Origin of the sequence: Shimwellia pseudoproteus (assembly GCF_016415625.1) — a bacterium.
Lineage (GTDB): Bacteria > Pseudomonadota > Gammaproteobacteria > Enterobacterales > Enterobacteriaceae > Shimwellia > Shimwellia pseudoproteus.
The window spans coordinates 94290-117288 of sequence record NZ_WBXP01000004.1; the positions used below are offsets into that span (position 1 = coordinate 94290).

The window sequence follows — 22999 nt, forward strand, 5'->3', positions numbered from 1 at the left end:
GTCGGCAAATAAGGTTAAGCGACAGGAGTGTAGGCAGTGCAACAACGCTTGTGAAACGCTAATATTTGCCAGTTACATTCAAAAAATTTAAAGGCAAATTATGTGGTCCGAATATGCACTGGAAGTGGTTGATGCCGTGGCGCGTAACGGTAGCTTTAGTGGCGCAGCCCAGGAGCTGCACCGGGTGCCGTCGGCAATCAGCTATACCGTAAGGCAACTGGAAGCCTGGCTGGCGGTGCCGCTATTTGTCCGCCGCCACCGGGATGTGGAGCTCACCCCCGCCGGGCGCTATTTCCTGCAGGAGGGCCGGGACGTTATCAAAAAAATGGTTGCCACCCGCCAGCAGTGCCAGCAAATCGCCAACGGCTGGCGCGGGCAACTGGCTATTGCGGTGGATAATATTGTCCGCCCCGAGCGCACTCGCCAGTTAGTGTGTGATTTTTATCGCCATTTCCCGGATGTGGAGCTGCTGGTCTCACTGGAGGTGTTTAACGGGGTCTGGGATGCGCTGGCGGATGGCCGGGTAGAGGCGGCAATTGGCGCCACCAGGGCTATCCCGGTTGGCGGCCGCTATGCTTTTCGGGATATGGGGATGTTGCGCTGGCACTGCGTGGTGGCGAGCCACCATCCGCTGGCGGCCCGGACCGGGCAACTGGATGATGACAGTTTGCGCAACTGGCCGTCACTGGTGCTGGAAGATACCTCCCGTTCACTGCCTAAGCGCACCACCTGGCTGCTGAATAATCAGCGGCGGCTGGTTGCCCCGGACTGGGCTGCCGGTATCGATTGCATTCGGGATGGGCTGTGTATCGGTATGGTGCCGGAACATATTGCCGCCCCGCGTATTGCCAGCGGTGAGTGGCGGGTGCTGGCGCTGGAGAACCCGTTTCCCGATGCCGCCTGCTGCCTGACGTGGCGGCAAAGCGACCCCTCACCGGCATTACGCTGGTTGCTGGCGTATTTAGGGGACAGCGCGACGTTAAATCAGGAGTGGTTACAGGTGCCGGTGGATCCGGCACCTGCGGCGTAGCTTTGGGCAAGATTAGCGGCGATAGTCGAGGAACGGACCGTCCGCCACGGAGCGCCGTTCGACCAGGCGCGGATGTACTTCAATGGTGCGGGAGTCTTCCCGTTTATTGATGATGCGATCGAGCAGCATATTAAACGCGGTTTCGCCCAGGGAATCTTTCGGCTGGTGGATGGTGGTCAGCGCCGGGCTAAAGTAGCGCGAGTGGCGAATATTATCATACCCGATCACTGAAATATCTTGGGGGACGCGCAGGCCCATTTCATCCGCCGCGCAAATGGCCCCCATGGCCATCACATCGCCACCACAGAACACGGCGGTGGGGCGGTGGGATTGTGACAGGATCTGCTGCATTGCCCGGTAACCGGACTCCGGCTCAAAATCGCCCTGGACAATCCAGTTGTCCGGCAGGGTGATCAGCGCTTCTTCTACTGCTTTGCGAAACCCGGCTAACCGGCCAGCCCCGGTATTGCGCTCCAGCGGGCCCGGGATCACGCCAATTTCGCGGTGGCCGCGTTCAATCAGATAGCGCCCGGCCATATACCCGCCCTGGAAAGCGTTATCAATTACTGAGTCGGTAAAGTCTGCTTTGGCTTCACCCCAGTCCATCACCACCATGGGAATATGGCGATACTCTTCCAGCATGGTCAGCAGGGATGCGGGATATTCAGAACACATGACCATCAGGCCGTCTACCCGTTTCTGGGCCATCATGGACAAGTAAGCGCGTTGTTTTTCCTGATTATTCCAGGCGTTTCCCAGGATCAGGGTATAGCCACGGGCAAAGCAGTTTTTCTCAACCGCTTCGATAATCTCAGCAAAATAGGGCGCTTCACTGCTGGTGGCCAGCAGACCGATCGATTTGGTGTGATTCACCTTCAGGCTGCGGGCCACGGCACTGGGGGAATAATGCAGTTCTTTGATAGCCGCCCAGACCGCGTTGCGCGTCTCTTCCGCAACAAAACGGGTTTTGTTGATCACATGTGATACGGTTGTAGTGGAAACGTTTGCGCGTTTCGCTACATCTTTAATTGTCGCCATGAAAGTTGCTCCGGCCCATATCCTAACCCGGTGAAAAAAATCTGGTTAATCGTTTGCGTATACTTACCGACAGCCGCAACAATCGAAGGTTGCGTGTATGCCGGGGAAGTCGACACAAAAATACGGAAGGGCGTAAATAGGTAGTTCATAATAATTTAGCCCGGGATTGTGGCTGATCCGGGCTAAAAGGGGAAGAGGGAAAATGCAGTTTGGTGAAAATTCAGGTAATATTTTTAACGATTGCTATGTAAAAATGATGTCGTCCGCCCGCTGGCGGAAACCACAAGGAGTAAGAGATGAGCACTGAGCTGAGATATTCATTAATCACAACCGTGGTTGCCCTGAGTCTGATTGTTGCTGCAAGTTTTACCGCTATTCTGCACTGATTTGCGCAACCCTTGCGCGGCATGGCGATATCCGGTGCCGCGCATCATCCTTTTATAGTGTGCATAGAGTACACCGTGCTTTTGTTGCGCAACAGTTTGTCGCGATTATTCCTGTATCCGCAATACTCTTTTCTATTAATGTTACTTTTCCTTTTCATCTGTTACTGGGATGATGCACCTCCATTAGTTGGTTATCTTTCGGCGTTTCGCGCGCTTTGCCGGGTTACTCCCGGTAAGTTTTGCCGCCCATGAAGATGCTGTCTCCCTGTAACCGGAGTTATTCATGAAAATCAATTTTCCGCTACTGGCGCTGGCTGTTGGCGCGTTTGGTATTGGTACTACGGAGTTTTCCCCGATGGGATTACTGCCGGTGATTGCCCAGGGGGTTGGGGTCTCTATCCCCACGGCCGGGATGTTAATCAGCGCGTATGCCATGGGGGTTATGGTTGGGGCACCAATCATGACACTGTTGCTGGCGCAGCGCGGTCGCCGCAATGCACTGTTATTGCTGATGGCGATTTTTACCCTCGGTAATGTGCTCTCTGCGTTGTCGCCGGGTTATGCCACGCTGCTGGTATCCCGGGTGATAACCAGCCTGAACCACGGCGCTTTCTTTGGCCTCGGTTCTGTGGTGGCGGCGAGCCTGGTGCCTAAAGATAAGCAGGCCAGCGCCGTGGCCACCATGTTTATGGGGCTGACCATCGCCAATATTGGCGGGGTGCCGGCGGCCACCTGGCTGGGTAACGTAATAGGCTGGCGGATGTCATTTCTCGCCACCGCGGGATTAGGGGTTATCGCGATGATCAGCCTGTGGCTGTCGCTGCCTGCCGGCGGCGCCGGGCAGAGGCCGGATGTGAAGCGTGAACTGGCGGTGTTAATGCGCCCGCAGGTGGTTACCGCGTTGCTGACGACGGTGCTGGGGGCCGGGGCGATGTTTACCCTGTACACCTATATTACGCCGGTGCTGGGGGCTATCACGCACGCCACGCCGGCGTTTGTCACGGCGATGCTGGTGTTGATTGGGGTTGGCTTCTCGCTGGGGAACTACCTCGGCGGCCGGTTTGCGGACCGCTCAGTAACCGGTACCCTTAAAGGTTTCTTATTACTGTTAATTGTCATTATGCTGGCAACCCCCTGGCTGGCGCGCACTGGCGCAGGGGCGGCAGTCGTGATGGTGGTTTGGGGGGCGGCAACGTTTGCGGTGGTGCCACCGCTGCAAATGCGGGTGATGCGGGTTGCCAGTGATGCGCCCGGGCTGTCTTCTTCAGTGAATATCGGGGCATTTAACCTTGGCAATGCGCTGGGGGCCGCTGCCGGTGGGGCGGTTATCTCTGGTGGCCTGGGGTACAGTATGGTTCCCGTGATGGGAGCTATCATTGCCGGGGCCGGGCTGCTACTGGTATTGCTGACCAGCCGGACCAATGTCCAACCGGTGTGTGAGGCGGATTAACGCGAAAAAAACGGAGAGCCCTGGCTCTCCGTTTGGTCGTGACTGACCCAGAACAGCATCAGATTCAGGCGGCGAGGTTTTTAGCCACAAATGCCCAGTTAACCAGCGCCCAGAAGTGGTCCAGATACCCGGCACGGGCATTACGGTAATCGATGTAATACGCGTGTTCCCAGACGTCGACCGTCAGCAGCGGTGTGGCATCAGTCGTCAGCGGGGTGCCGGCGTTAGCCGTGGAGACAATCGCCAGGCTGCCATCCGGGCGTTTTACCAGCCAGGTCCAGCCGGAGCCGAAGTTTTTAATTGCGGCATCGGTAAACTGCTGTTTAAAACTGGCAAAATCACCAAAAGAGGCGGTGATAGCGGCCAGCAGATCCCCGGTCGGCTCGCCGCCGGCCTGCGGCGCCAGGCAGTTCCAGTAGAAGGTGTGGTTCCACACCTGAGCCGCATTGTTGAATACACCACCTTCCGCACTGCGAATAATCTCTTCGAGAGATTTCCCCTCAAAAGCCGTGCCTTTAACCAGATTATTCAGGTTAGTCACATAGGTTTGATGATGTTTACCGTAGTGGTAGTCGATGGTTTCAACAGAGATATGCGGCAGAAGCGCATCTTTTGCGTATGGTAATGCAGGTAATTCAAATGACATTGTTCACTCCTTGTTAACTTCTTGTATTTACTCACTTTAAAAACAGTAAGGTTCCATCAAAATTTAACAGTTACTGCGCAATGTTGCGGCCATTGTTACAGGGCTTTTCTTGTGATGGGAATGTTAACACCGCCGGCGGGCAGTGAAAAGCCTTACACCATAAAAGGTTATCCCGGCGCATTAACTGCCTGGAGGCAATGACAGGAGAATTATCTGCTGGCATCTGTACCCCAGGCTATCATCAATTACACTTGGCGGGTGGGGATGGTTGTCTGGCCCTGGTGTACGCTGGCCGGCGAATGTCAGTGACAATCTCGCAACATTTACTTACCGGTTTGCATCACTATTTTTGCAGGCTGTGGCCCACAGATGGCGCTATTCCAGGCAGGATGTGGCCGGGCTTGCCGGATACGGTTGGTAAATAGTTGTCGGGCGAGGGGAGGGGAAAATAAAACGACCTGTCGCGCAAGACAGGTCGTGGTCATTAACGGATGTTATCGGCGGTCATCACCCGGCGTGCGCCGACGTAATGGCGCTGCCAGTAATCATCACTGAGGGAGGTGATGACAATATCGCGGCCGGTACGCGGGGACTGAATAAACTTACCGTTGCCGACGTACACCCCAACATGGTCAGCGGCCCGGTGGCTGTGGGTGCGGAAGAACACCAGATCGCCACTGACCAGCTCGCCTTTGTTGATAGGCGCCGCATCACGCAGGTGGTACATTTCGTTTGCGGTACGCGGCAGGCGGAAGTTCACCAGATCTTTATAGGCATAATAAATCAGCCCACTGCAATCAAAACCGGTTTTCGGTGTTGCGCCGCCCCAGCGATACGGTTTACCTAACTGATTCATCAGTTTATTCATTGCTGTCTGCTGAGCAGACAACACCCGCCCTTTCGGGATGTTATTGATCGGCGTATCCGCCAGATCATAAGTATCTATGCTGTCTCCAGCATCAAAACCAGCGCTGTTACCCCGGGTATGCACCTTGATACAGCTTGGTTTTTTATAACCTTTACGGGTGATGCATTTACGCATCAGTGAACCAGATTCACCTGATCCTGCCAGGCGGGTAATAAACTGGTCCATTTCATCGTTACGCATACTCTGGCCGAGTTTGGTGTAACGCTTACTGCGGGCGACAAGATCGGACTTAACCGTCCTGCGCTCAGTGCGGCTCTTTGCTGCTGTGCGAGTCGCTGTCGATTTCTTCTTCGCCGAGGCGTGCTGCTTGCTACTGGATGATTCCTTGTGCTTGCTAGTAGTATGCTTTGCCTTACTGGTGTGCGCTTTGTGTGTTGCCGCGCTGCTGGCGTGCGGTGACGCCAGTGATAATTGTGAGTAGGGCAATGTAAAGAGCAGAGCACAGAGCGTGAGAGATGATTTTGTTATCCGCGCCACTCGTTTGGATCCCCTGATAAGATTCAGTCAAATTTGCCTGAACATGAATTCGTAAAACCCGAAGATTCTAATCCATAAGAACCAGTAAAGTTAATAGCCTTTTTCAATTACGGTTAAGATTCATGGTCAGGCGCAAATTTTTTATACAGAATAAGGACCTGGCAGAAAAATATTGCGTTAAATTGTTACTAATTATTGGCAACATTTATCCAGCATAACCGGTATTATAAATACGGGTTCTGTATTACGCCAATCTCATGACCACACTCATGATAACAGGGGATACCCCTAAAATTAATGGTGTTTTCCCGCTGGCGGGGAACCGTTACAATAGACGGCTAAGCCGTAGTAGCACTGAGGAAGCAAGACATGAGCACGACAATTGAAAAAATTCAGCGCCAGATCGCTGAGAACCCGATCCTGCTGTACATGAAAGGGTCCCCGAAACTGCCAAGCTGCGGTTTTTCTGCCCAGGCTGTTCAGGCGCTCTCTGCCTGTGGTGAACGTTTCGCTTATGTAGATATCCTGCAAAACCCGGATATCCGCGCCGAATTACCGAAATACGCAAACTGGCCGACGTTCCCGCAATTGTGGATCGAAGGGGAGCTGGTTGGCGGCTGCGATATTATTATTGAAATGTACCAGCGCGGTGAGCTGCAACAGCTGATCAAAGAAACCGCCGCGAAGCACAATGCTGACGCCGAATAATCGTTAGTTGCTGAATGCAAAAAAACCGCCGTAATGGCGGTTTTTTATTGGCTGAATCACCGGCTCAGGCACAGTCTGCCGGGCTGTCTGCGCTGACCATGACCGGCCATCCGCCCATGCGTTTCCAGCGGTTAACGATTTCGCAAAACAGCAGTGACGTCTGCTGCGTATCATACAGCGCAGAGTGCGCCTGGCTGGCGTCGAAGGGGATCCCGGCGGAGATACAGGCTTTAGCCAGCACCGTCTGCCCCAGCGCCAGGCCACTCAGGGCGGCGGTATCGAAGGTTGCAAACGGATGGAAAGGGTTGCGTTTCAGGCTGGCGCGTTCCGCGGCGGCCATTACAAAGCTGTGATCAAACGTGGCGTTATGGGCCACAATAATCGCCCGGTTGCAGCCGCTGTCTTTGACCCCTTTACGGACCATTTTAAAAATAGCGTGCAGAGCGTCATGTTCGCTCACCGCGCCGCGCAGCGGGTTGTGGGGATCAATACCGGTAAACGCCAGCGCTTCCGGGTTCAGGATTGCGCCTTCAAAAGGGGAAACATTGAAGTGCAGGGTCTGGTCCGGGGAGATCCAGCCATCGCTGTCCATTTTCAGCGTGATGGCGGCAATTTCGAGTAGCGCATCGGTTTTGGCATTAAAACCTGCGGTCTCTACGTCAATGACCACCGGGTAAAAGCCACGAAAACGGTCACACAGACCATTAAGTTGAACGGTATCAGACATCAGCGTCTCTATATTACGGGGAAAGTGCAGCGCGCATTATGGCAAATTTCGCGGAGTGATGCAGTAAAACGGCGCGTAAAGCGCCGTCCAGCTTAGTTGCCAAGGCCTCTGCCAGCGTCTTTCTCTTCAATCAGTTCAATTTTGTAGCCATCTGGATCTTCCACAAAAGCAATGACGGTGGTTCCCCCTTTGACCGGGCCCGCTTCACGGGTGACATTGCCTCCGTTCTGGCGGATACGCTCGCACGCGGCGGCGGCGTTATCCACACTCAGGGCGATATGGCCATACGCGGTACCCAGGTCGTAACGGTCAACGCCCCAGTTATAGGTCAGCTCGATCACCGCCGTGTCGGTTTCTTCACCATAACCGACGAATGCCAGGGAATATTTGTATTCCGGGTTTTCGCTGGTGCGCAGTAATTTCATGCCCAGCACGTTAGTGTAAAATTCGATGGCGCGCTGCAAATCGCCCACGCGCAGCATAGTATGAAGTAAGCGCATAATAGCCTCTCAATGCGGTATTGTGATTCTGAGGGTCATCAGTATAGCGGCGATGGTTCGCCGCTATCAATGGTAGTGGCCGGAATGGGCCGTTTACAGGGTCGGATAGTCAGTATATCCCTGTGCACCGCCGCCGTAGAAAGTTTCCGGGTGCTGGGTATTCAGCGGCGCATTGCTGTGCAGGCGGGCCACTAAATCCGGGTTGGCAATCCAGTCGCGACCAAAGGCGACGGCATCAATATAACCGTTGGCGATCATCTGTTCGGCTTTCTCCCGGGTATAGGCACCGGCACCGACAATCACGCCGCGAAACCGGGCGCGCACCTGAGCGCGGAAGGCATCGCTGTAAGGTTTACCCCCGGCCCAGTCCGGCTCTGAAATATGCAGATATGCCAGGCCGCGTTGGCCAAGTTGCTCAACCAGATACAGCGCGGCCTGCTCTTGATCTTCACCGTTATCCAGCCCGTTAAACGGCCCCAGCGGTGAAATACGGATCCCAATCCTATCGGCACGCCAGGCGGCAATGGCGGCATCAACCACTTCCAGCACAAAGCGTGTGCGGTTTTCGATGCTGCCACCGTATTGATCGCTACGCTGGTTAGACGCCGGGGAGAGGAACTGGTGCAGCAGATAGCCGTGCGCCGCATGCAGTTCAACCAGATCAAACCCCGCCTCCCGGGCATTCCCCACCGCATGGGCGAAGTCCGCCACGATCCCCGGGATCTCGTCAGTGTCGAGGGCCCGCGGCATTGAGGTATCAACGCGAACCGCAAGGCCATTTTCATCCCGCAGGGTGGTGCGTCCTGCGGCCTTTATTGCCGAAGGGGCAACCGGCGCGCCACCACCGGGCTGGAGGCTGGCGTGGGAAATCCGGCCGGTATGCCATAACTGCACTGCCATATGGCCTTGTTCATCGTGTACGGCGGCGGTTATCTTCTTCCAGGCGGCAATCTGCTCTGCGCTATGCAGGCCCGGAGCACCGGCATACCCTTTGGCCTGGGCAGATACCTGGGTGGCTTCGCTAATCAGTAACCCGGCGCTGGCCCGCTGGCGGTAATACTCAACCATCAGTGGGGTGGGGATATCCCCCGGCTCTTTATTACGCAGCCGTGTCAGGGGAGCCATAAAAACCCGGTTAGGGACGGTAACTGCACCCAGTTGTAATGGGGTAAATAAAACGTCTGTAGACATAACTGACTCCGCAATAAATATGAGTAGACCGGTCGTCTTGTGTCGGGGTAAAAAAAGAGCCCGCTGTCAGGCGGGGTCCTGAAGTATCTGTTCGGCATGGGCCAGTGCACTTTCCAGCGCCCTACTGTGATGGGCTATTTTGGCCTGCAAATTGGCACCCAGCCATAAGGAATAGAGGGTGTTAGCCAGTTGGGGCGCATCATAGCGGGCCGGGATGCTGCCTTCATCAATACCCTGCTCAATGGCCCAGGCCAGCAGGGCGGTAATCCGGCTAACGCCTTGTTCCAGCTGCTGGCGCGTATCTTCAGAAAGATCACACACCTCCGCCGAGAGCTTTACCGTCAGGCAACCGCTGATCATACCGCTCTCCCGGAACTGCACCAGGGCATGGCGGAAGTAGCCCAGTACCCGCTCCCGGTAATTTCCCTGGCCGCCGGTAAAGTGCTGGTTTAATAGCCGATAATAGGTGGCGTAGTGGTTTTCCAGCATGGCTACGCCAAAGGCTTCCTTAGAACGGAAGTAATGATAAAACGAACCTTTGGGCACGCCTGCGGTGTGCAATAACTCACTCAGCCCCATGGCAGTGAAGCCTTTATGGAGAGAGAGCTGTTCCCCGGTGAGCAGCAGATGCTCCCGGGTTGGGGTTTCGCGCTGTGTGTTCATGGCTGCACCATAATAGACCAGTCGGTCTAATGCAAGGGATTTATTCGGACACGGGCAGGCACTACGGGAGCCGGGTAGGGGGATTAATGGCGAATCAGCGGCATTTTCGCGCTGAAAGGCTTGCATCCCGGGGCGCCAGCAGCTTCACTTGTAGCTAACATGTTAACAGGAGTCTGCAGTGGCACAGCAATTGGAGTTTTTCCCGATTCAGAGTCCCTGTCGGGGCATTTGCCAGAGTGATGAGCGCGGTTATTGCCGGGGCTGCCAGCGCAGCCGCGAGGAGCGCTTTCAGTGGCTCACCATGACGGACGATCAAAAGCAGGAGGTGCTGCGCCTGTGCCGCCAGCGCCAACTGCGCAAACAACGCGCAAACAAACCGGATGCAACGCAGGAACCGCAACAACCCTCACTGTTTTAATCATCCCGGCCGCTATACTGGCTGCCAATCATTTTGACAGGAATTCATGTTATGGTTCAACGTATTGTCATGGCGCCGCAAGGGCCGGAGTTTTCACGTCTGGTGATGGGCTACTGGCGGCTGATGGAATGGAATTACAGCCCGCGCCAGTTAGCGAGTTTTATGGAGCAGCATCTGGATCTGGGGATAACCACGGTGGACCACGCGGATATCTACGGTGGTTACCAGTGTGAAGCGGCATTCGGTGAGGCGTTGCGTCTGGTCCCGCACTTGCGCCAGCGTATGGAAATCGTCACCAAATGCGGGATTGCCACCACGGCACTGCCGGGGAACCCGATAGGTCATTACATTACCGACCGCGACCATATTATTGCCAGCGCAGAGTCTTCCCTGCAAAAGCTGGCCACTGACCACATTGATTTGCTGCTGATCCACCGTCCGGACCCGCTGATGGATGCCGATGAGGTGGCCGAGGCATTCCTCGCCCTGCACAAAAGCGGCAAGGTGCGCCACTTCGGGGTGTCGAATTTCACCCCCGCGCAGTTTACCCTGTTGCAGTCCCGGGTACCCTTTACACTGACCACTAACCAGGTCGAGATTTCACCGCTGCATCAGCCGGTATTGCTGGATGGCACCCTTGATCAGTTACAGCAGGCGCGCATTCGGCCGATGGCCTGGTCCTGCCTGGCCGGGGGCCGTTTGTTTAGCGATCCGGCCTGCCAGCCCCTGCGGGATGAGCTGGCCGCCGTGGCCCGGGAAATTGGCGCAGAGACCATTGATCAGGTGGTTTATGCCTGGGTACTGCGTTTACCGTCCCAGCCGCTGCCGATTATTGGCTCCGGCCGCATTGAGCGCGTGCGCGGGGCGATTGATGCGCTGTCGCTGCAACTCTCCCGCCAGCAGTGGTTCCGGATCCGCAAAGCGGCGCTGGGCTACGACGTACCCTAATAACCCGCCCGGCGCTACGGGGCCGGGGTTAGCGGTTTAGCCTCCCCGCCTGGGGGGGCAAGCTCCAGCTGTTGTAACGCGCAATACAGCCGCCAAATCACCCCGGCCAACTCCCGGGCATTGTGATTATGGTGGTGGGCGAGGCTGGCGGAAATGCGCTGTAATTCTGCCAGGGCGCCGGACAACGGGCGGTGGCGGATCCCCTCGGGGCTCATTACATCGCGCAGCAGGGCGATACAGTTGTCCTGCACCAGGCCCAGCGGATCGTTCTTCACCGGCTGGTGGCGCAACTGCCAGACCACATGGGAACAATTCAGCAATACCGCCCCCCAGCGTAGTACCCAGCGCCGGGTTTCATCGTCTTTGCTGCTACTTAACTGGGCAATGTGATGGTAGACCAGTGATTCAAACTGTTGCTCGTTATGGTGCGGCACCCGGCTGAGCTGATCGATAAATCCTTTACGTAATGCCCGGATATGCCGCCGGCCTTTGCGCCGATCCGAACTGGGCGCCAGTACGGAATAGGCTATCCATGTCAGCCCCACCCCGAGTACTTTCGCCAGATTATCGTTCAGGAAACTGCCGTAGTCATATACCGGCGGATTGGTGACGGAAATAAACGACCCCATAAAGACAATCAGCTGCCCCCACAGCCCGGCATATTTGGGCATTTGTTGTTTTAGCAACTGCATGGTGGTGAGCACCACAAACAAGAAAATTAAAAACTCCCACAGCTCGGTTATCTGCACCATCAGGCCAAATTTTACGCCGAAGGCAAACAGCGACAGTAATCCCAGGGTCCGTAACAGCAGGGTCACGGAGCTGAGTGGGCTGGCGGCGGTAGAGTAAAGCACACAACAGATGGCGGCCAGGGTCAGCGCCGCCGGTGCCGAAGACCATTGGGTAGCAATGCACCAGGCACCGGTGATGGCTACCACCACAAAAGTACGTAACGCCCCCCAGAGCGCTTCGGCATTATCGGTGTGTCGGGTCAGTGATGACGCCCGCGGGGTGGTGACGCTGTCAGCCAGTGGCGCGCTTTCCAGGTGGTGAAGCCAGCGGCTGCTGTCCAGGTAGGCCCAGCAAAAATAGCGCAGCCGCTCGCGAAATGCCCGGCAGCGATAATCATCGCGCTGGGTGGGCCCCAGCTCTGCCAGCAGGCGGGCGACGCGGTATTTACTGGCCTCCGGGCGGGCAAGTTCTGCCAGCAACCGGTCTAGCAGCGGCCACAGTTGCTCCGGCGGATTAGGCCAGTTAAGTAAGATGCGCCGTATCCCGGATATGACGCTGGTGAGCCGTAACTGCTGGTGGAGTAAATAGTTGAGTAAGTCATTTTGCTGGCGGAAGCGATAATGGCTCCAGAAGGCCTGGATACGCAGCAGGTTCATGGTGAGGATTTGGCTGATAACCGATTCGTGTGCCGAACGGATGGTGTCCGTGGTCTCCTGGCGCCAGAGCAGCGTCGCGTGCTCCAGCAGGCGGGCGTGCATATTCTTGAGGGAGCTAAGCAAGGTGCTGCCGTCTGACAGCGACGGTAATATCATCATCATCATGCCGCCACACAGCAGGCCGAGCATCACTTCACACACCCGGGCCTCGGCAATCATCCAGATCTCGCTGATATCGTCCAGATTGATGGTCGGGAAGGCGATAATCGCCGCGGTATACCCCGCGAGGGCAAAAGCGTAGGCCACGTTGTTCTGATACTGGCTGGAGACCCAGGTACACAGGGCCAGCCAGCCCGCCATCGACAGGGTAAACAGCCAGGGGTCATTCAGGGTGTGCCCGGCAATAATCAGTGCGGCGGTCGCCCCGAGGATGCTGCCCGCAGCCCGGCCAAAGCTTTTACTGATAACCCCACCGACGGTGGGGAAGCTGACCACCGCGGCGGATGTCATTGCCCAGTAAGGCTCGTCCAGCTCCAGCCAGTAGGCAATGGTGAGGGCGAGGCACATGGCCAGGGTATTGCGCAGGGCGTAACGCCACTGTGGCCAGTTTGCCTTCCCCCAGGGGGTTGCCTGCCAGCGCAGGTCCGGAATGGTCATCAGGGATGGCTAATGGAGATGGTACAGGTGGTGCCGGAGACCAGGGTGGCATCTGCCGGAACCCGATCAAGACGGATGCGTACCGGTACGCGCTGGGCAAGGCGCACCCAGGGAATATTGGGTTTCACATCCGGGATCAGATCGCTGCTGTTTTCGGTGCTCTGGTCGAAAATGGCCCGGCCAATACTGTCAACGGTGCCGGTTATTTCGCTGCCGCCGTTGTACAGGATGATCCGCGCGCTGTCGCCGACGCGGATATTATGCAGTTTGGTCTCTTCAAAATACCCCAGCACATAAAACGAATGGCTGTCGACCAGGGCAAACACCGGCTGCCCGGCCGTGGCAAAATTACCTTCCCGGGTGGTCAGGTTAGTGACCCAGCCATCTACCGGTGCACGCACGGTGCTTTGCTCCAGCTGCCAGCGCGCCTGGCTAAGCACCGCCTGGGCGGCAGCTTCGCTGGCGATGGCGGCCTTTAGCCCCAAATTTGCGCTGTCGAGATCTTCTGCTGAAATATAGTTTTGCGGGAGATTTTGGCGGCGTAAGGCTTCATGCCGCGCTTTGGCCGTATCGGCATGCGCTTTTGCCAGCATTGCCTCGGCATTGAGCACGGCGATTTTCAGCGGCGCCTGGTCGAGGGTAAACAATACGCTGCCCGCGTGGACAAACTGATTATCTTTGACCATCAGCTGGGTAATGGTTCCGGACACTTGTGGCGTGATGCTGACCTGCTCGGCGCGTACTTTACCGTCGCGGGTCCAGGGGGACTGCATATAATAATTCCAGGCCATCCAGCCTGCCACCACGGCGATAGCGAAGACCAGCACGGTGGAGAAATACTTTATTGTTTTCAATTTCATAGTTAAAACACCACCAAAAAGGCCAGCGCACTGCTGACACAGATCACAAACAGAGAGAGATCCAATAGCGTGGGGTGCCACACCTCACCAGAATATATCCACTCCCGGAATAAACGGTGTAATATCAACCAGATAAAAAAACCTAAGCACACCGCCTTAAAGGCAGGGGGAAAGTAGACCGTGGCACCAAACAGTAGGTCCTGTAGGGGGAGTCCAGTGTGATATGTTGACGGTATCAATTAGGTTATTCCTTTAAATTACATGCATTCTCTGCCGTTTCCTGCCGCCTGGTTGTAGAATGTCACTGTTGGTGTTTGCGTAACGTCAGTAAATGTAAGGTGTTTGTGTTTTTTAATAAAACCTGAATTAATAGTCTAAATTTAGCATAATAACTTAGCAATCTAATTATAAGGAGATGAAATTGGAATCGCCACTGGGATCAGATTTATCGCGCTTAGTGCGCATATGGCGTGCGCTTATTGACCACCGGTTAAAGCCGCTGGAGCTAACGCAAACGCACTGGGTTACGTTGCACAACATCCATCAACTGCCGCCGGAGCAGTCGCAAATTCAGCTGGCCAAGGCGATTGGTATCGAGCAGCCGTCTCTGGTGCGAACCCTGGATCAACTGGAAGAGAAGGGATTGATTTCGCGGCATACCTGCGCGAACGATCGCCGGGCTAAGCGGATCAAACTCACGGACAAAGCGGCGCCGATCATCGTCGAGATGGAAACCGTCATCGACAAAACGCGCGGTGAGATCCTTAACGGATTTAGTGAAGAAGAACAGGCGATATTGACCGAGATGATTGCACGCCTTGAGCGCAATATTATCCAGCTGCAGGAAAAGGACTAAGCAGGTTCTACGCTATACCGAAGGGAACTACCGGCGGCGCAACGCAAAAAAACAGTGAAAAACGACGCCCCGGAAAAACCAGGCAGCCAGTGGCTGCCTGAATAGTTTTTGGCTTAGCGTGGAGATACGGTGATCTCACGACCATTGCTGGCCATAACCACACGCTGCCCGGTAGAGAAGTGGGTATCACCCTGTTTCTGCACCACCATAATGGTGTTACCGTCGTCTTTACGAATTTCCAGCTCAACGCCCTGGGTTTTGTTAATCGCACCCTGAACGCTCTGCCCGGCAACCCCACCGGCAACGGCACCCGCGGCTGTTGCCAGCGAACGACCGGTACCGCCACCAACGGTATTACCAAGGAAGCCACCCAGCACTGCACCACCCAGAGCACCGATGACGTTGCTGTCATCACCTGCCTGGATCTGTACCGGACGAATGTGAACGATAGTCCCGTAAGTGACGTTCTGGACCTGTTTTGCCTCAGAAGCCGAATAGACATCCCCGGACAAGGTGCTGGTATTTGCGCAACCAACGAGCGATAAACCTACTAATGAAATTACCAGTGCGCGCGACATCATTTACGACTCTCCTGTTCATACATAAACGCTTTCTCAAGCATTCACCGCAGCTGAATTGACCTGTATTAGAGCGTTTGGCCAATACATTGTTCAACCTGCCTAGGGCAAAGATAATAAAATAATACCGCTGAATGACGCATCAACCAACGATGCGGTATGAAGAAAACTGTTTTATTTTCTTATGATTGTTAATAAGTATTAATAAATCATAGCACTATCGACAAGATTATGCTGTAGTAACCTCCAGACAGGGCATATACATAAGGAACAACGGATGAAATCAGGTCGTTATATCGGCGTGATGTCGGGGACCAGTCTGGATGGTGTTGATGTGGTTCTGGCAGCTATCGATAGCTCGCTGGTTGTGCAACAAGCCAGTTATACCCATCCCATTCCTCTGCAAGTGAAGCAGGATATTCTGGCAATTTGCCAGGGGCAGCCTTTAACGCTCTCACAGCTTGGTCAGCTTGATACACGCCTGGGGCGGCTATTTGCTCAGGCGGTCAATGCGCTGATGCAGCGCGAAAATCTGACCCGTGATGATATTGTGGCCATCGGCTGCCACGGGCAGACTGTCTGGCATGAGCCGGCGGGGGATGCGCCGAATACGCAACAAATTGGCGATAACAACCAGATAGCGGCCCTCACCGGGGTGACCGTGGTCGGGGATTTCCGGCGCCGGGATATGGCGCTGGGCGGCCAGGGCGCACCGCTGGTGCCGGCGTTTCATCAGGCGCTACTGGCGGACCCGCAAGAACGCCGGATGGTGCTGAATATTGGCGGCATTGCTAATCTCTCTCTGCTTATCCCGGGTACCCCGGTGCGGGGCTTTGATACCGGGCCGGGCAATATGCTGATGGACGCCTGGATTTGGCGCCAGCAGGGTAAAGCCTACGACAAAGACGCCCAGTGGGCCTGTAGTGGTCAGGTGATTATCCCGCTGTTACAGCAAATGCTGAGCGATCCCTATTTTACCGCCCCGGCGCCGAAGAGTACCGGACGGGAATATTTCAATTACAGCTGGATTGAGCGCCAGCTCCAGGCGTTCCCGGTGCTGGCGCCTCAGGATGTGCAGGCGACTCTGGCGGAGCTGACGGCGGTGACCATCGCGGAGCAAGTGATGCTAAGCGGTGGCTGTGAGCGTTTGCTAGTCTGTGGGGGTGGCAGCCGCAACCCGCTGCTGATGGCCCGGCTGTCCGGCCTGTTGCCGGGTACCGAAGTGGCCCCGACGGATGCCTTTGGCATCAGCGGTGATGATATGGAAGCCCTGGCATTTGCCTGGTTAGCCTATCGCACCTTGTCCGGCCTGCCCGGTAATTTACCTTCCGTTACCGGTGCGACCCAGGCCAGCGTATTGGGGGCAATATACCCCGCGAACCCGCCGCAAAATCAGAGTTAACTGACTCACTGGCCTGGTTCTTATTCGTACACTGAGGGAGAGACCAGGGGGCCGTGGCCTCCCTGGATGTGACATCGCAGGATGGATTCCAATGACAAAAAAACTCTTACTTGTGCTACCCCTGATGCTGACTGGCTGCAGCTACTACAACAGCCTCTACAATCGCTTTGTGGACAATATGAACACCGATACATTGCAGTATCAGTGTGATGAGAAACCGCTCACCGTGCACCTGAACAACGCCAGACAGGAAGTGAATTTTATTTATGATAATAAAAATCTGGTGCTGAAACAGGGGATGTCTGCCTCGGGAACCCGATATTCCGACGGTATTTATGTTTTCTGGTCTAAAGGTAATGACGCCACGGTCTACTATCAGGACCGGGTTGTCCTGAACAACTGCCAGCTCCAGACCGCTCAGCGTTGAGATTTCAGACGGTGGAGCGCAAAATAGGCTCCACCTTTTGATTACTGATAACGCACCTATGTCCGACATTGATGAGAATCTGCAACACATTGCCCATTTACGCCGGGAATACACCAAAGGTGGATTGCGCCGTAGCGATCTGACCAACAACCCACTGGATCTTTTCCAGCACTGGCTGTCTCAGGCCTGCGAAGCCAAACTGGCGGACCCTACCGCGATGGTGGTGGCCACCGTTGATGAACACGGCCAGCCTTACCAGCGGATCGTGCTGTTAAAACATTACGATGACAAAGGCATGGTATTTTATACCAACCTCGGCAGCCGCAAAGCCCGGCATATCGAAGGAAATTCCCGGGTCAGTTTACTGTTCCCCTGGCATACCCTCGATCGCCAGGTGATGGTACAAGGCCGTACGGAACGCCTTTCCACCCTTGAAGTGATGAAATACTTCAGCAGCCGTCCCCGGGACAGCCAGATAGGGGCCTGGGTGTCTAAACAGTCCAGCCGTATCTCCGCCCGCGGGATCCTCGAGAGTAAATTCCTCGAACTTAAACAGAAGTTCCAGCAGGGGGAGGTTCCGCTGCCGACATTTTGGGGCGGGTTCCGCGTCAATATTGACCAAATGGAATTTTGGCAGGGCGGTGAACACCGTCTGCATGATCGTTTTTTGTACCAGCGCGATGGTAAAGACTGGAAAATCGATCGTCTGGCCCCCTGATCGGCTGTTTTGATGTGTTAAGCGCTGGCACTCCGCGGGCTGGGGCTTTATTCTATGTATCTTTACATTTATTCCGCCAGCGCGGCGGAAAACCGTGTACCGGTAGAGGTGCAGTCGTAAACTCATGGAGAATTTGATGGCAAGTAATCTGATTCAACAATTGCAAGAGCGGGGCCTTATCGCCCAGGTAACGGATGAGGAAGCATTAGCAGAGCGTTTGGCTCAAGGGCCTATCGCACTCTATTGCGGCTTCGATCCGACTGCCGACAGCTTGCATTTGGGCCATCTGGTTCCGTTACTCTGTCTGAAGCGCTTTCAGCTTGCTGGCCACAAACCAGTAGCGCTGGTGGGGGGCGCCACCGGCATGATCGGTGACCCGAGCTTTAAAGCCGCCGAACGTAAACTGAACACCGAAGATACCGTAAAAGAGTGGGTGGATAAGATTCGCCGCCAGGTTGCACCGTTCCTGGACTTTGATTGCGGTGACAATGCGGCCATTGCGGCCAACAACTATGACTGGTTTGGCGGCATGAATGTGCTGACCTTCTTGCGTGACATCGGGAAACACTTCTCGGTGAACCAGATGATCAACAAAGAAGCGGTAAAACAGCGCCTGAACCGTGACGATGTCGGGATCTCCTTTACGGAGTTCTCTTACAACTTACTGCAGGGCTATGATTTCGCCTGCCTGAACAACCTCCATAACGTGGTGCTGCAGATTGGCGGCTCTGACCAGTGGGGCAATATTACCTCCGGTATCGATCTGACCCGTCGCCTGCACCAGAACCAGGTCTTTGGCCTGACTGTGCCGCTTATCACTAAATCCGACGGCACCAAGTTTGGTAAGACCGAAGGCGGCGCCGTGTGGCTGGATCCGAAGAAAACCAGCCCGTATAAGTTCTACCAGTTCTGGATCAACACCGCTGACGCGGATGTCTATCGCTTCCTGAAATTCTTCACCTTTATGGCGCTTGACGAAATCAACGCCCTGGAAGAAGAAGACAAAAACAGCGGTAAAGCCCCGCGCGCCCAGTACGTACTGGCGGAAGAAGTCACCCGCCTGGTACACGGTGAAGAAGGCCTGAATGCGGCAAAACGCATCACCGCCAGCCTGTTCAGTGGCCACGTCAGCGACATGACGGAGGCGGACCTTGCCCAACTGGCACAGGACGGGATGCCGATGGTTGAGCTGGAGAGCGGTGCCGATCTGATTCAGGCGCTGGTGGATTCTGATCTGCAACCGTCCCGGGGCCAGGCGCGCAAAACCATCGCCTCCAATGCGGTCACCGTTAACGGTGAAAAGCAAAGTGATGCCGAGTATGTCTTTACCGACAGCGATCGGTTGTTTGGCCGCTATACTTTGCTGCGTCGCGGTAAGAAAAATTACTGTTTGGTTTGCTGGAAATAACCGGCCAACCGGCACGGGGCGCGGCAGATACCGCGCCCCTGCTTTTATCTGTGTACCATTCGGATCTGTAAATGAAAAACATCCTTGCTATTCAGTCCCATGTTGTTTACGGCCATGCCGGTAACAGCGCGGCTGAATTCCCAATGCGCCGTCTTGGCGTTAATGTCTGGCCGCTGAATACGGTGCAGTTTTCCAATCACACCCAATACGGAAAATGGACTGGCACCGTAATGCCGCCCTCCCATCTGACCGAGATTGTTCAGGGGATTGCCGATATTGACCAGCTCAAGCGCTGTGATGCGGTATTGAGTGGTTATCTGGGGTCGGCAGAGCAGGGAGAGCATATCCTCGGTATCGTCCATAAAGTGAAAGCGGCTAACCCCAATGCGCTTTACTTCTGTGACCCGGTAATGGGGCACCCGGAAAAGGGCTGCATTGTGGCCCCCGGTGTGGCGGAGTTCCATACCCGCTATGGCCTGCCGGCCAGCGATATTATTGCGCCGAATTTACTGGAGCTGGAAATGCTCAGCGGTCGCGATGTGCACTCGGTAGCCGACGCGGTGGCTGCCGCCCGGGAGCTGATTGCCAAAGGCCCGCAGATTGTGCTGATCAAGCACCTGTCCCGGGCAGGCTACCATAAAGATCGCTTTGAAATGCTGCTGGTCACCGACCAGGAAGCCTGGCACATCAGCCGCCCGCTGGTGGACTTCGGCACCCGCCAGCCGGTAGGCGTGGGTGATGTAACCAGTGGATTGCTGCTGGTGAAATTGCTGCAGGGGGCAGGGCTCCAGGAAGCGCTGGAGCATGTCACCGCCGCGGTGTATGAAATTATCATCGCCACCAAAGCGATGGGCGAGTATGAACTTCAGGTGGTCGCCGCCCAGGACCGTATTGCCAGGCCGGAGCACTATTTCCAGGCGATTGCGCTGTAACGGATAAGCAGAAACGTAAAACCCGGCATAATTGCCGGGTTTTTTATTGGCTATCGCGGCGTTATTGCAGCCCTTCGGCCGCCAGAGCGGCGGCAACGGCCGGGCGAGCGGCAATGCGTTGGTAATAGCGCTGTAATGCCGGCAGATGGCTCAGATCCAGCTTGAGCATAAAAGCCCAGTTCAGCACGGTAAACAGATAGGCATCGGCCACGCTAAAGCGCGAGCCCTGTAAATAATCGTGTTCACTTAACTGCGTGTCCAGCAGCGCGAAATGGCGCAGCAGACGGTCCGTAGCCATCTTTTGGTACGCTTCCGGTACCCCAGGGGTAAATAACGGTGAAAACCCTTTGTGCAGCTCTGTGGCGATGAAATTCAGGGACTCAATGGCGTGATAACGTGCCAGGGTGCCCGCCGGCGCAATCAGGTTACGGTCTGGCACTTGATCCGCCAGATACTGCACAATCGCCACCCCCTCGGTGAGCATATCGCCACTATCCAGTAACAGTGCCGGCACCTGGCCTTTCGGGTTGATGCGCAGATAATCTTCGCCAAATTCCGTTTTTTTACTCGCCAGATCCACACGCTCAAGGGTGAAATCAAGCCCGGCCTCACGCAGAACAATATGCGGCGAAAGCGAGCAGGCGCCCGGTTTGTAATACAGTTTCATACACAACTCCTTTTAGCGGTATTGGTGCTGTAAATCAGGGTGTCCGGCGGTGGTTATCCGGTGGCTTACTTGCCATCGTTATAACAGATCTTGCGGCACAGTGACGAGAGCTGAATAGCCGGGAACGGTACAAAGCGAGCGATAACCGGGTCAACAGGCCGGGAGAGGAACAAAAAAAAGACCTGCCGGAGCAGGTCTTTAGCGGTGCAACAGGTCAATAATCAGGCCACAGAATTTTGCGCTTTTTGCGCATCATCCGCGGTGTTATCCATTGTCATACGGTTCAGCAGTGGCGCGGTGAGCATCATCAGGATGGCAATAACACCGGTGACGATACCAATCTGCTGGAACACATGGCCGTAGACATCCAGGGATACCAGCGGGTCAGTGACGTCTTCCGGCACCGCCATCATGTTGGCGACCCGGCCGGCGATCAGCGCGGCGCCGGCGGTGGTCAGGAACCAGCTACCCATAATAAAGCCCATCAGGCGTTGCGGCACCAGTTGTGCCACCATGGCCAGACCCAGGCCGGAGATCATCAGCTCACCAATACTCTGCAGCGCGTAGCTCAGTACCAGCCAGTTGATGGAGACAATACCCGCGTCAGAGGCAAATTTCGCCCCCAGCGGCAGCACCAGGAAGGCACCGGAGCACAGGATCATCCCGACAGCAAACTTATGCGGCATCGGCAGGCGGTCACCCATTTTGTTATAGATAGCGGCCAGAATCGGGCTACCAATCATAATCCAGAACGGGTTCAGCGCCTGGAACTGTTCCGGCTCAAAGGTTATCCCTAACAGGGTGTGTTCCACGTTACGAATGGCAAAGAAGTTCAGTGAGGTTGGCATCTGGCTATACAGCACGAAGAACACCACGGCTTCAGCCATCAGGATAAACGCCACAATCATTTTACGGCGGGCAGCACCCTGCATGGCAAAGGTTTCTTTCGCAAAGATAAGCACGATACCCAGGGCAATCACGCCCAGCGCCAGACGGGCAATGGTCTGGTTGTGCAGCAACCAGGTTGCTATCGCCACCAGAATCACCACACCCACCAGGGTTGCCAGCAATTTGCCTTTATGTACCGGCTCAAAGTCAGGTTTGGAACCGTAGGCCTTTACCCACTTACGGCAGAACATAAAGTTGATCAGGGTTAACAGCATCCCCACCACGCTCAGGGCGAAAGCAACGCTCCAGCCGAAGGTCGCGGCCAGCCACGGGGTGGCGAGCATGGAGAAGAAAGAACCGATGTTGATAGCCATGTAGTACATGGTGAAGGCACCATCAAGGCGCGGGTCGTCTTTCTCATAGCAGGTAGAGAGCAGGGAAGACGGGTTGGCTTTAAACAGGCCATTACCTACGGCGATAGTCGCCATCCCCATATAAACGACACCGGCGTCATGACCGGACCACGCGACCAGCGCATAGCCAATGGCCAGCACAATGGAGCCGAGCACGATAACGCGTTTAGTCCCGAGGACTTTATCGCCCAGCCAGCCGCCGATGGCGACCAGGCCATACACCATGGCACTAAAGGAAGAGAACAACGTGATGGAGGAGGCTTCAGACATACCCAGCATTTTGACCAGGTAAACGGCCATAATGCCCTGCAGGCCGTAGAAACCGAAACGCTCCCACAACTCAATAGAAAAAATAAGATAGAACGATCGCGGTTGTTTGAAAGCGTTCATACTTACGCTTTCTGCTGGTTTATTGTTTGCTGTCGACACATATACCTCTTTTTTTACTACCCGCATTAACTACGGGTGTCATGCAGTGTGTTGCCGTGGGGCAGTCACTTTCTAGTTATAGGGAGGGTGAAACGGACAGTACTGTTCCTCATCCTGCGCCTTCCCGCAAGGCTCTGGTAATAATCTGTTACATTTAAAAAATTCAATATAATTAACCTGTCGCTTAAATGTTATTCAGCGTTAAATTTTATAAGCGAAGCGGTTGGCAAATTTTTATCTCAAAGTTACCGATTTATAATCGTAAA

25 protein-coding genes are annotated in these 22999 nt (G+C 55.2%); 12 read left to right on the forward strand and 13 right to left on the reverse strand.

The features are described 5' to 3' along the window. Nucleotides 1–100 precede the first annotated feature (100 nt). Nucleotides 101–1030 carry a DNA-binding transcriptional activator PunR gene (gene punR / locus F9C28_RS03410; RefSeq protein WP_199013835.1) on the forward strand — a complete coding sequence of 310 codons (930 nt, stop codon included), beginning with the start codon at nt 101–103 and terminating at the stop codon, nt 1028–1030. A 12-nt stretch (nt 1031–1042) separates the two neighbouring features. Here the strand turns inward: punR and purR are convergent, their stop codons facing one another. Then, a complete protein-coding gene (gene purR, locus F9C28_RS03415; RefSeq protein WP_199013836.1) occupies nt 1043–2068 on the reverse strand; it encodes an HTH-type transcriptional repressor PurR in 1026 nt (341 codons plus the stop codon). A gap of 296 nt (nt 2069–2364) precedes the next feature. Between purR and cydH the strand changes: the two genes are divergently transcribed. Together cydH and F9C28_RS03425 are read left to right on the forward strand one after the other, a co-directional pair. After that, a complete protein-coding gene (gene cydH, locus F9C28_RS20450; RefSeq protein WP_199013837.1) occupies nt 2365–2454 on the forward strand; it encodes a cytochrome bd-I oxidase subunit CydH in 90 nt (29 codons plus the stop codon). Between the two features lie 283 nt (nt 2455–2737). Further along, nucleotides 2738–3904: an MFS transporter gene (locus F9C28_RS03425; RefSeq protein ID WP_199013838.1), complete on the forward strand. Its 1167-nt coding sequence runs from the start codon at nt 2738–2740 to the stop codon at nt 3902–3904. 64 nt (nt 3905–3968) lie between these two features. On the opposite strand, the gene sodB is transcribed toward F9C28_RS03425, so the two are convergent. Next, nucleotides 3969–4550 carry a superoxide dismutase [Fe] gene (sodB, locus tag F9C28_RS03430; RefSeq protein ID WP_199013839.1) on the reverse strand — a complete coding sequence of 194 codons (582 nt, stop codon included), beginning with the start codon at nt 4548–4550 and terminating at the stop codon, nt 3969–3971. A 484-nt stretch (nt 4551–5034) separates the two neighbouring features. Next, nucleotides 5035–5946, reverse strand: a complete 912-nt coding sequence (locus tag F9C28_RS03435) for a C40 family peptidase (protein ID WP_408641434.1) — start codon at nt 5944–5946, stop codon at nt 5035–5037. A gap of 378 nt (nt 5947–6324) precedes the next feature. Here F9C28_RS03435 and F9C28_RS03440 point away from each other — a divergent pair, with 378 nt between their 5' ends. Then, nucleotides 6325–6663 carry a Grx4 family monothiol glutaredoxin gene (locus tag F9C28_RS03440; RefSeq protein WP_199013841.1) on the forward strand — a complete coding sequence of 113 codons (339 nt, stop codon included), beginning with the start codon at nt 6325–6327 and terminating at the stop codon, nt 6661–6663. Nucleotides 6664–6727: 64 nt separating this feature from the next. Here F9C28_RS03440 and rnt read toward each other — a convergent pair whose 3' ends face one another. From rnt to F9C28_RS03460, 4 genes are all read right to left on the reverse strand, one after another. Further along, nucleotides 6728–7390: a ribonuclease T gene (gene rnt / locus F9C28_RS03445; protein ID WP_199013842.1), complete on the reverse strand. Its 663-nt coding sequence runs from the start codon at nt 7388–7390 to the stop codon at nt 6728–6730. Between the two features lie 92 nt (nt 7391–7482). Then, nucleotides 7483–7890: a lactoylglutathione lyase gene (gene gloA / locus F9C28_RS03450; protein WP_199013843.1), complete on the reverse strand. Its 408-nt coding sequence runs from the start codon at nt 7888–7890 to the stop codon at nt 7483–7485. Nucleotides 7891–7983: 93 nt separating this feature from the next. Continuing rightward, on the reverse strand, nt 7984–9081 hold the full coding sequence (gene nemA, locus F9C28_RS03455) for an alkene reductase (RefSeq protein WP_199013844.1): 1098 nt from the start codon (nt 9079–9081) through the stop codon (nt 7984–7986). Between the two features lie 66 nt (nt 9082–9147). Continuing rightward, complete coding sequence (locus tag F9C28_RS03460) at nt 9148–9744, reverse strand: TetR/AcrR family transcriptional regulator (protein ID WP_199013845.1); 597 nt, start codon at nt 9742–9744, stop codon at nt 9148–9150. A 178-nt stretch (nt 9745–9922) separates the two neighbouring features. Between F9C28_RS03460 and F9C28_RS03465 the strand changes: the two genes are divergently transcribed. Both F9C28_RS03465 and F9C28_RS03470 read left to right on the forward strand, forming a co-directional pair. Beyond that, complete coding sequence (locus F9C28_RS03465) at nt 9923–10162, forward strand: DUF1289 domain-containing protein (protein WP_199013846.1); 240 nt, start codon at nt 9923–9925, stop codon at nt 10160–10162. A gap of 51 nt (nt 10163–10213) precedes the next feature. Continuing rightward, nucleotides 10214–11110 carry an aldo/keto reductase gene (locus tag F9C28_RS03470; protein WP_199013847.1) on the forward strand — a complete coding sequence of 299 codons (897 nt, stop codon included), beginning with the start codon at nt 10214–10216 and terminating at the stop codon, nt 11108–11110. Nucleotides 11111–11124: 14 nt separating this feature from the next. On the opposite strand, the gene F9C28_RS03475 is transcribed toward F9C28_RS03470, so the two are convergent. From F9C28_RS03475 to F9C28_RS03485, 3 genes are read right to left on the reverse strand one after another with little or no spacing between them, the layout of a single operon-like run. Next, a complete protein-coding gene (locus tag F9C28_RS03475) occupies nt 11125–13155 on the reverse strand; it encodes an FUSC family protein (protein ID WP_199013848.1) in 2031 nt (676 codons plus the stop codon). Beyond that, nucleotides 13155–14015, reverse strand: a complete 861-nt coding sequence (locus tag F9C28_RS03480; RefSeq protein ID WP_199013849.1) for an efflux RND transporter periplasmic adaptor subunit — start codon at nt 14013–14015, stop codon at nt 13155–13157. Before F9C28_RS03480 ends, F9C28_RS03475 begins: the two co-directional genes overlap by 1 nt. A 2-nt stretch (nt 14016–14017) precedes the next feature. Further along, nucleotides 14018–14254 carry a DUF1656 domain-containing protein gene (locus tag F9C28_RS03485; protein ID WP_199013850.1) on the reverse strand — a complete coding sequence of 79 codons (237 nt, stop codon included), beginning with the start codon at nt 14252–14254 and terminating at the stop codon, nt 14018–14020. Between the two features lie 176 nt (nt 14255–14430). Between F9C28_RS03485 and slyA the strand changes: the two genes are divergently transcribed. Beyond that, nucleotides 14431–14871, forward strand: coding sequence for a transcriptional regulator SlyA (slyA, locus tag F9C28_RS03490; protein WP_269846406.1), 441 nt, complete (start codon nt 14431–14433; stop codon nt 14869–14871). A 113-nt stretch (nt 14872–14984) separates the two neighbouring features. Here slyA and slyB read toward each other — a convergent pair whose 3' ends face one another. Further along, on the reverse strand, nt 14985–15452 hold the full coding sequence (gene slyB / locus F9C28_RS03495) for an outer membrane lipoprotein SlyB (protein ID WP_199013852.1): 468 nt from the start codon (nt 15450–15452) through the stop codon (nt 14985–14987). A 274-nt stretch (nt 15453–15726) separates the two neighbouring features. Between slyB and anmK the strand changes: the two genes are divergently transcribed. The 5 genes from anmK (at nt 15727) to pdxY (ending at nt 20336) form a co-directional block, all read left to right on the forward strand. Then, nucleotides 15727–16851: an anhydro-N-acetylmuramic acid kinase gene (gene anmK, locus F9C28_RS03500; protein ID WP_199013853.1), complete on the forward strand. Its 1125-nt coding sequence runs from the start codon at nt 15727–15729 to the stop codon at nt 16849–16851. Nucleotides 16852–16942: 91 nt separating this feature from the next. Then, entirely contained in the window at nt 16943–17278 is a 336-nt protein-coding gene (gene mliC, locus F9C28_RS03505; RefSeq protein WP_199013854.1) for a C-type lysozyme inhibitor, read from the forward strand. 58 nt (nt 17279–17336) lie between these two features. Continuing rightward, complete coding sequence (gene pdxH / locus F9C28_RS03510; protein WP_199013855.1) at nt 17337–17996, forward strand: pyridoxamine 5'-phosphate oxidase; 660 nt, start codon at nt 17337–17339, stop codon at nt 17994–17996. 133 nt (nt 17997–18129) lie between these two features. Continuing rightward, a complete protein-coding gene (tyrS, locus tag F9C28_RS03515; protein WP_199013856.1) occupies nt 18130–19404 on the forward strand; it encodes a tyrosine--tRNA ligase in 1275 nt (424 codons plus the stop codon). A 71-nt stretch (nt 19405–19475) separates the two neighbouring features. After that, nucleotides 19476–20336, forward strand: a complete 861-nt coding sequence (gene pdxY / locus F9C28_RS03520; protein WP_199013857.1) for a pyridoxal kinase PdxY — start codon at nt 19476–19478, stop codon at nt 20334–20336. Between the two features lie 61 nt (nt 20337–20397). Here the strand turns inward: pdxY and gstA are convergent, their stop codons facing one another. Both gstA and dtpA read right to left on the reverse strand, forming a co-directional pair. Then, the gene (gstA, locus tag F9C28_RS03525; protein ID WP_199013858.1) at nt 20398–21003 is read right to left on the reverse strand and encodes a glutathione transferase GstA; all 606 of its coding nucleotides are present in this window, start codon (nt 21001–21003) and stop codon (nt 20398–20400) included. Between the two features lie 221 nt (nt 21004–21224). Then, nucleotides 21225–22733: a dipeptide/tripeptide permease DtpA gene (gene dtpA / locus F9C28_RS03530; RefSeq protein WP_199013859.1), complete on the reverse strand. Its 1509-nt coding sequence runs from the start codon at nt 22731–22733 to the stop codon at nt 21225–21227. Nucleotides 22734–22999: the final 266 nt, after the last annotated feature.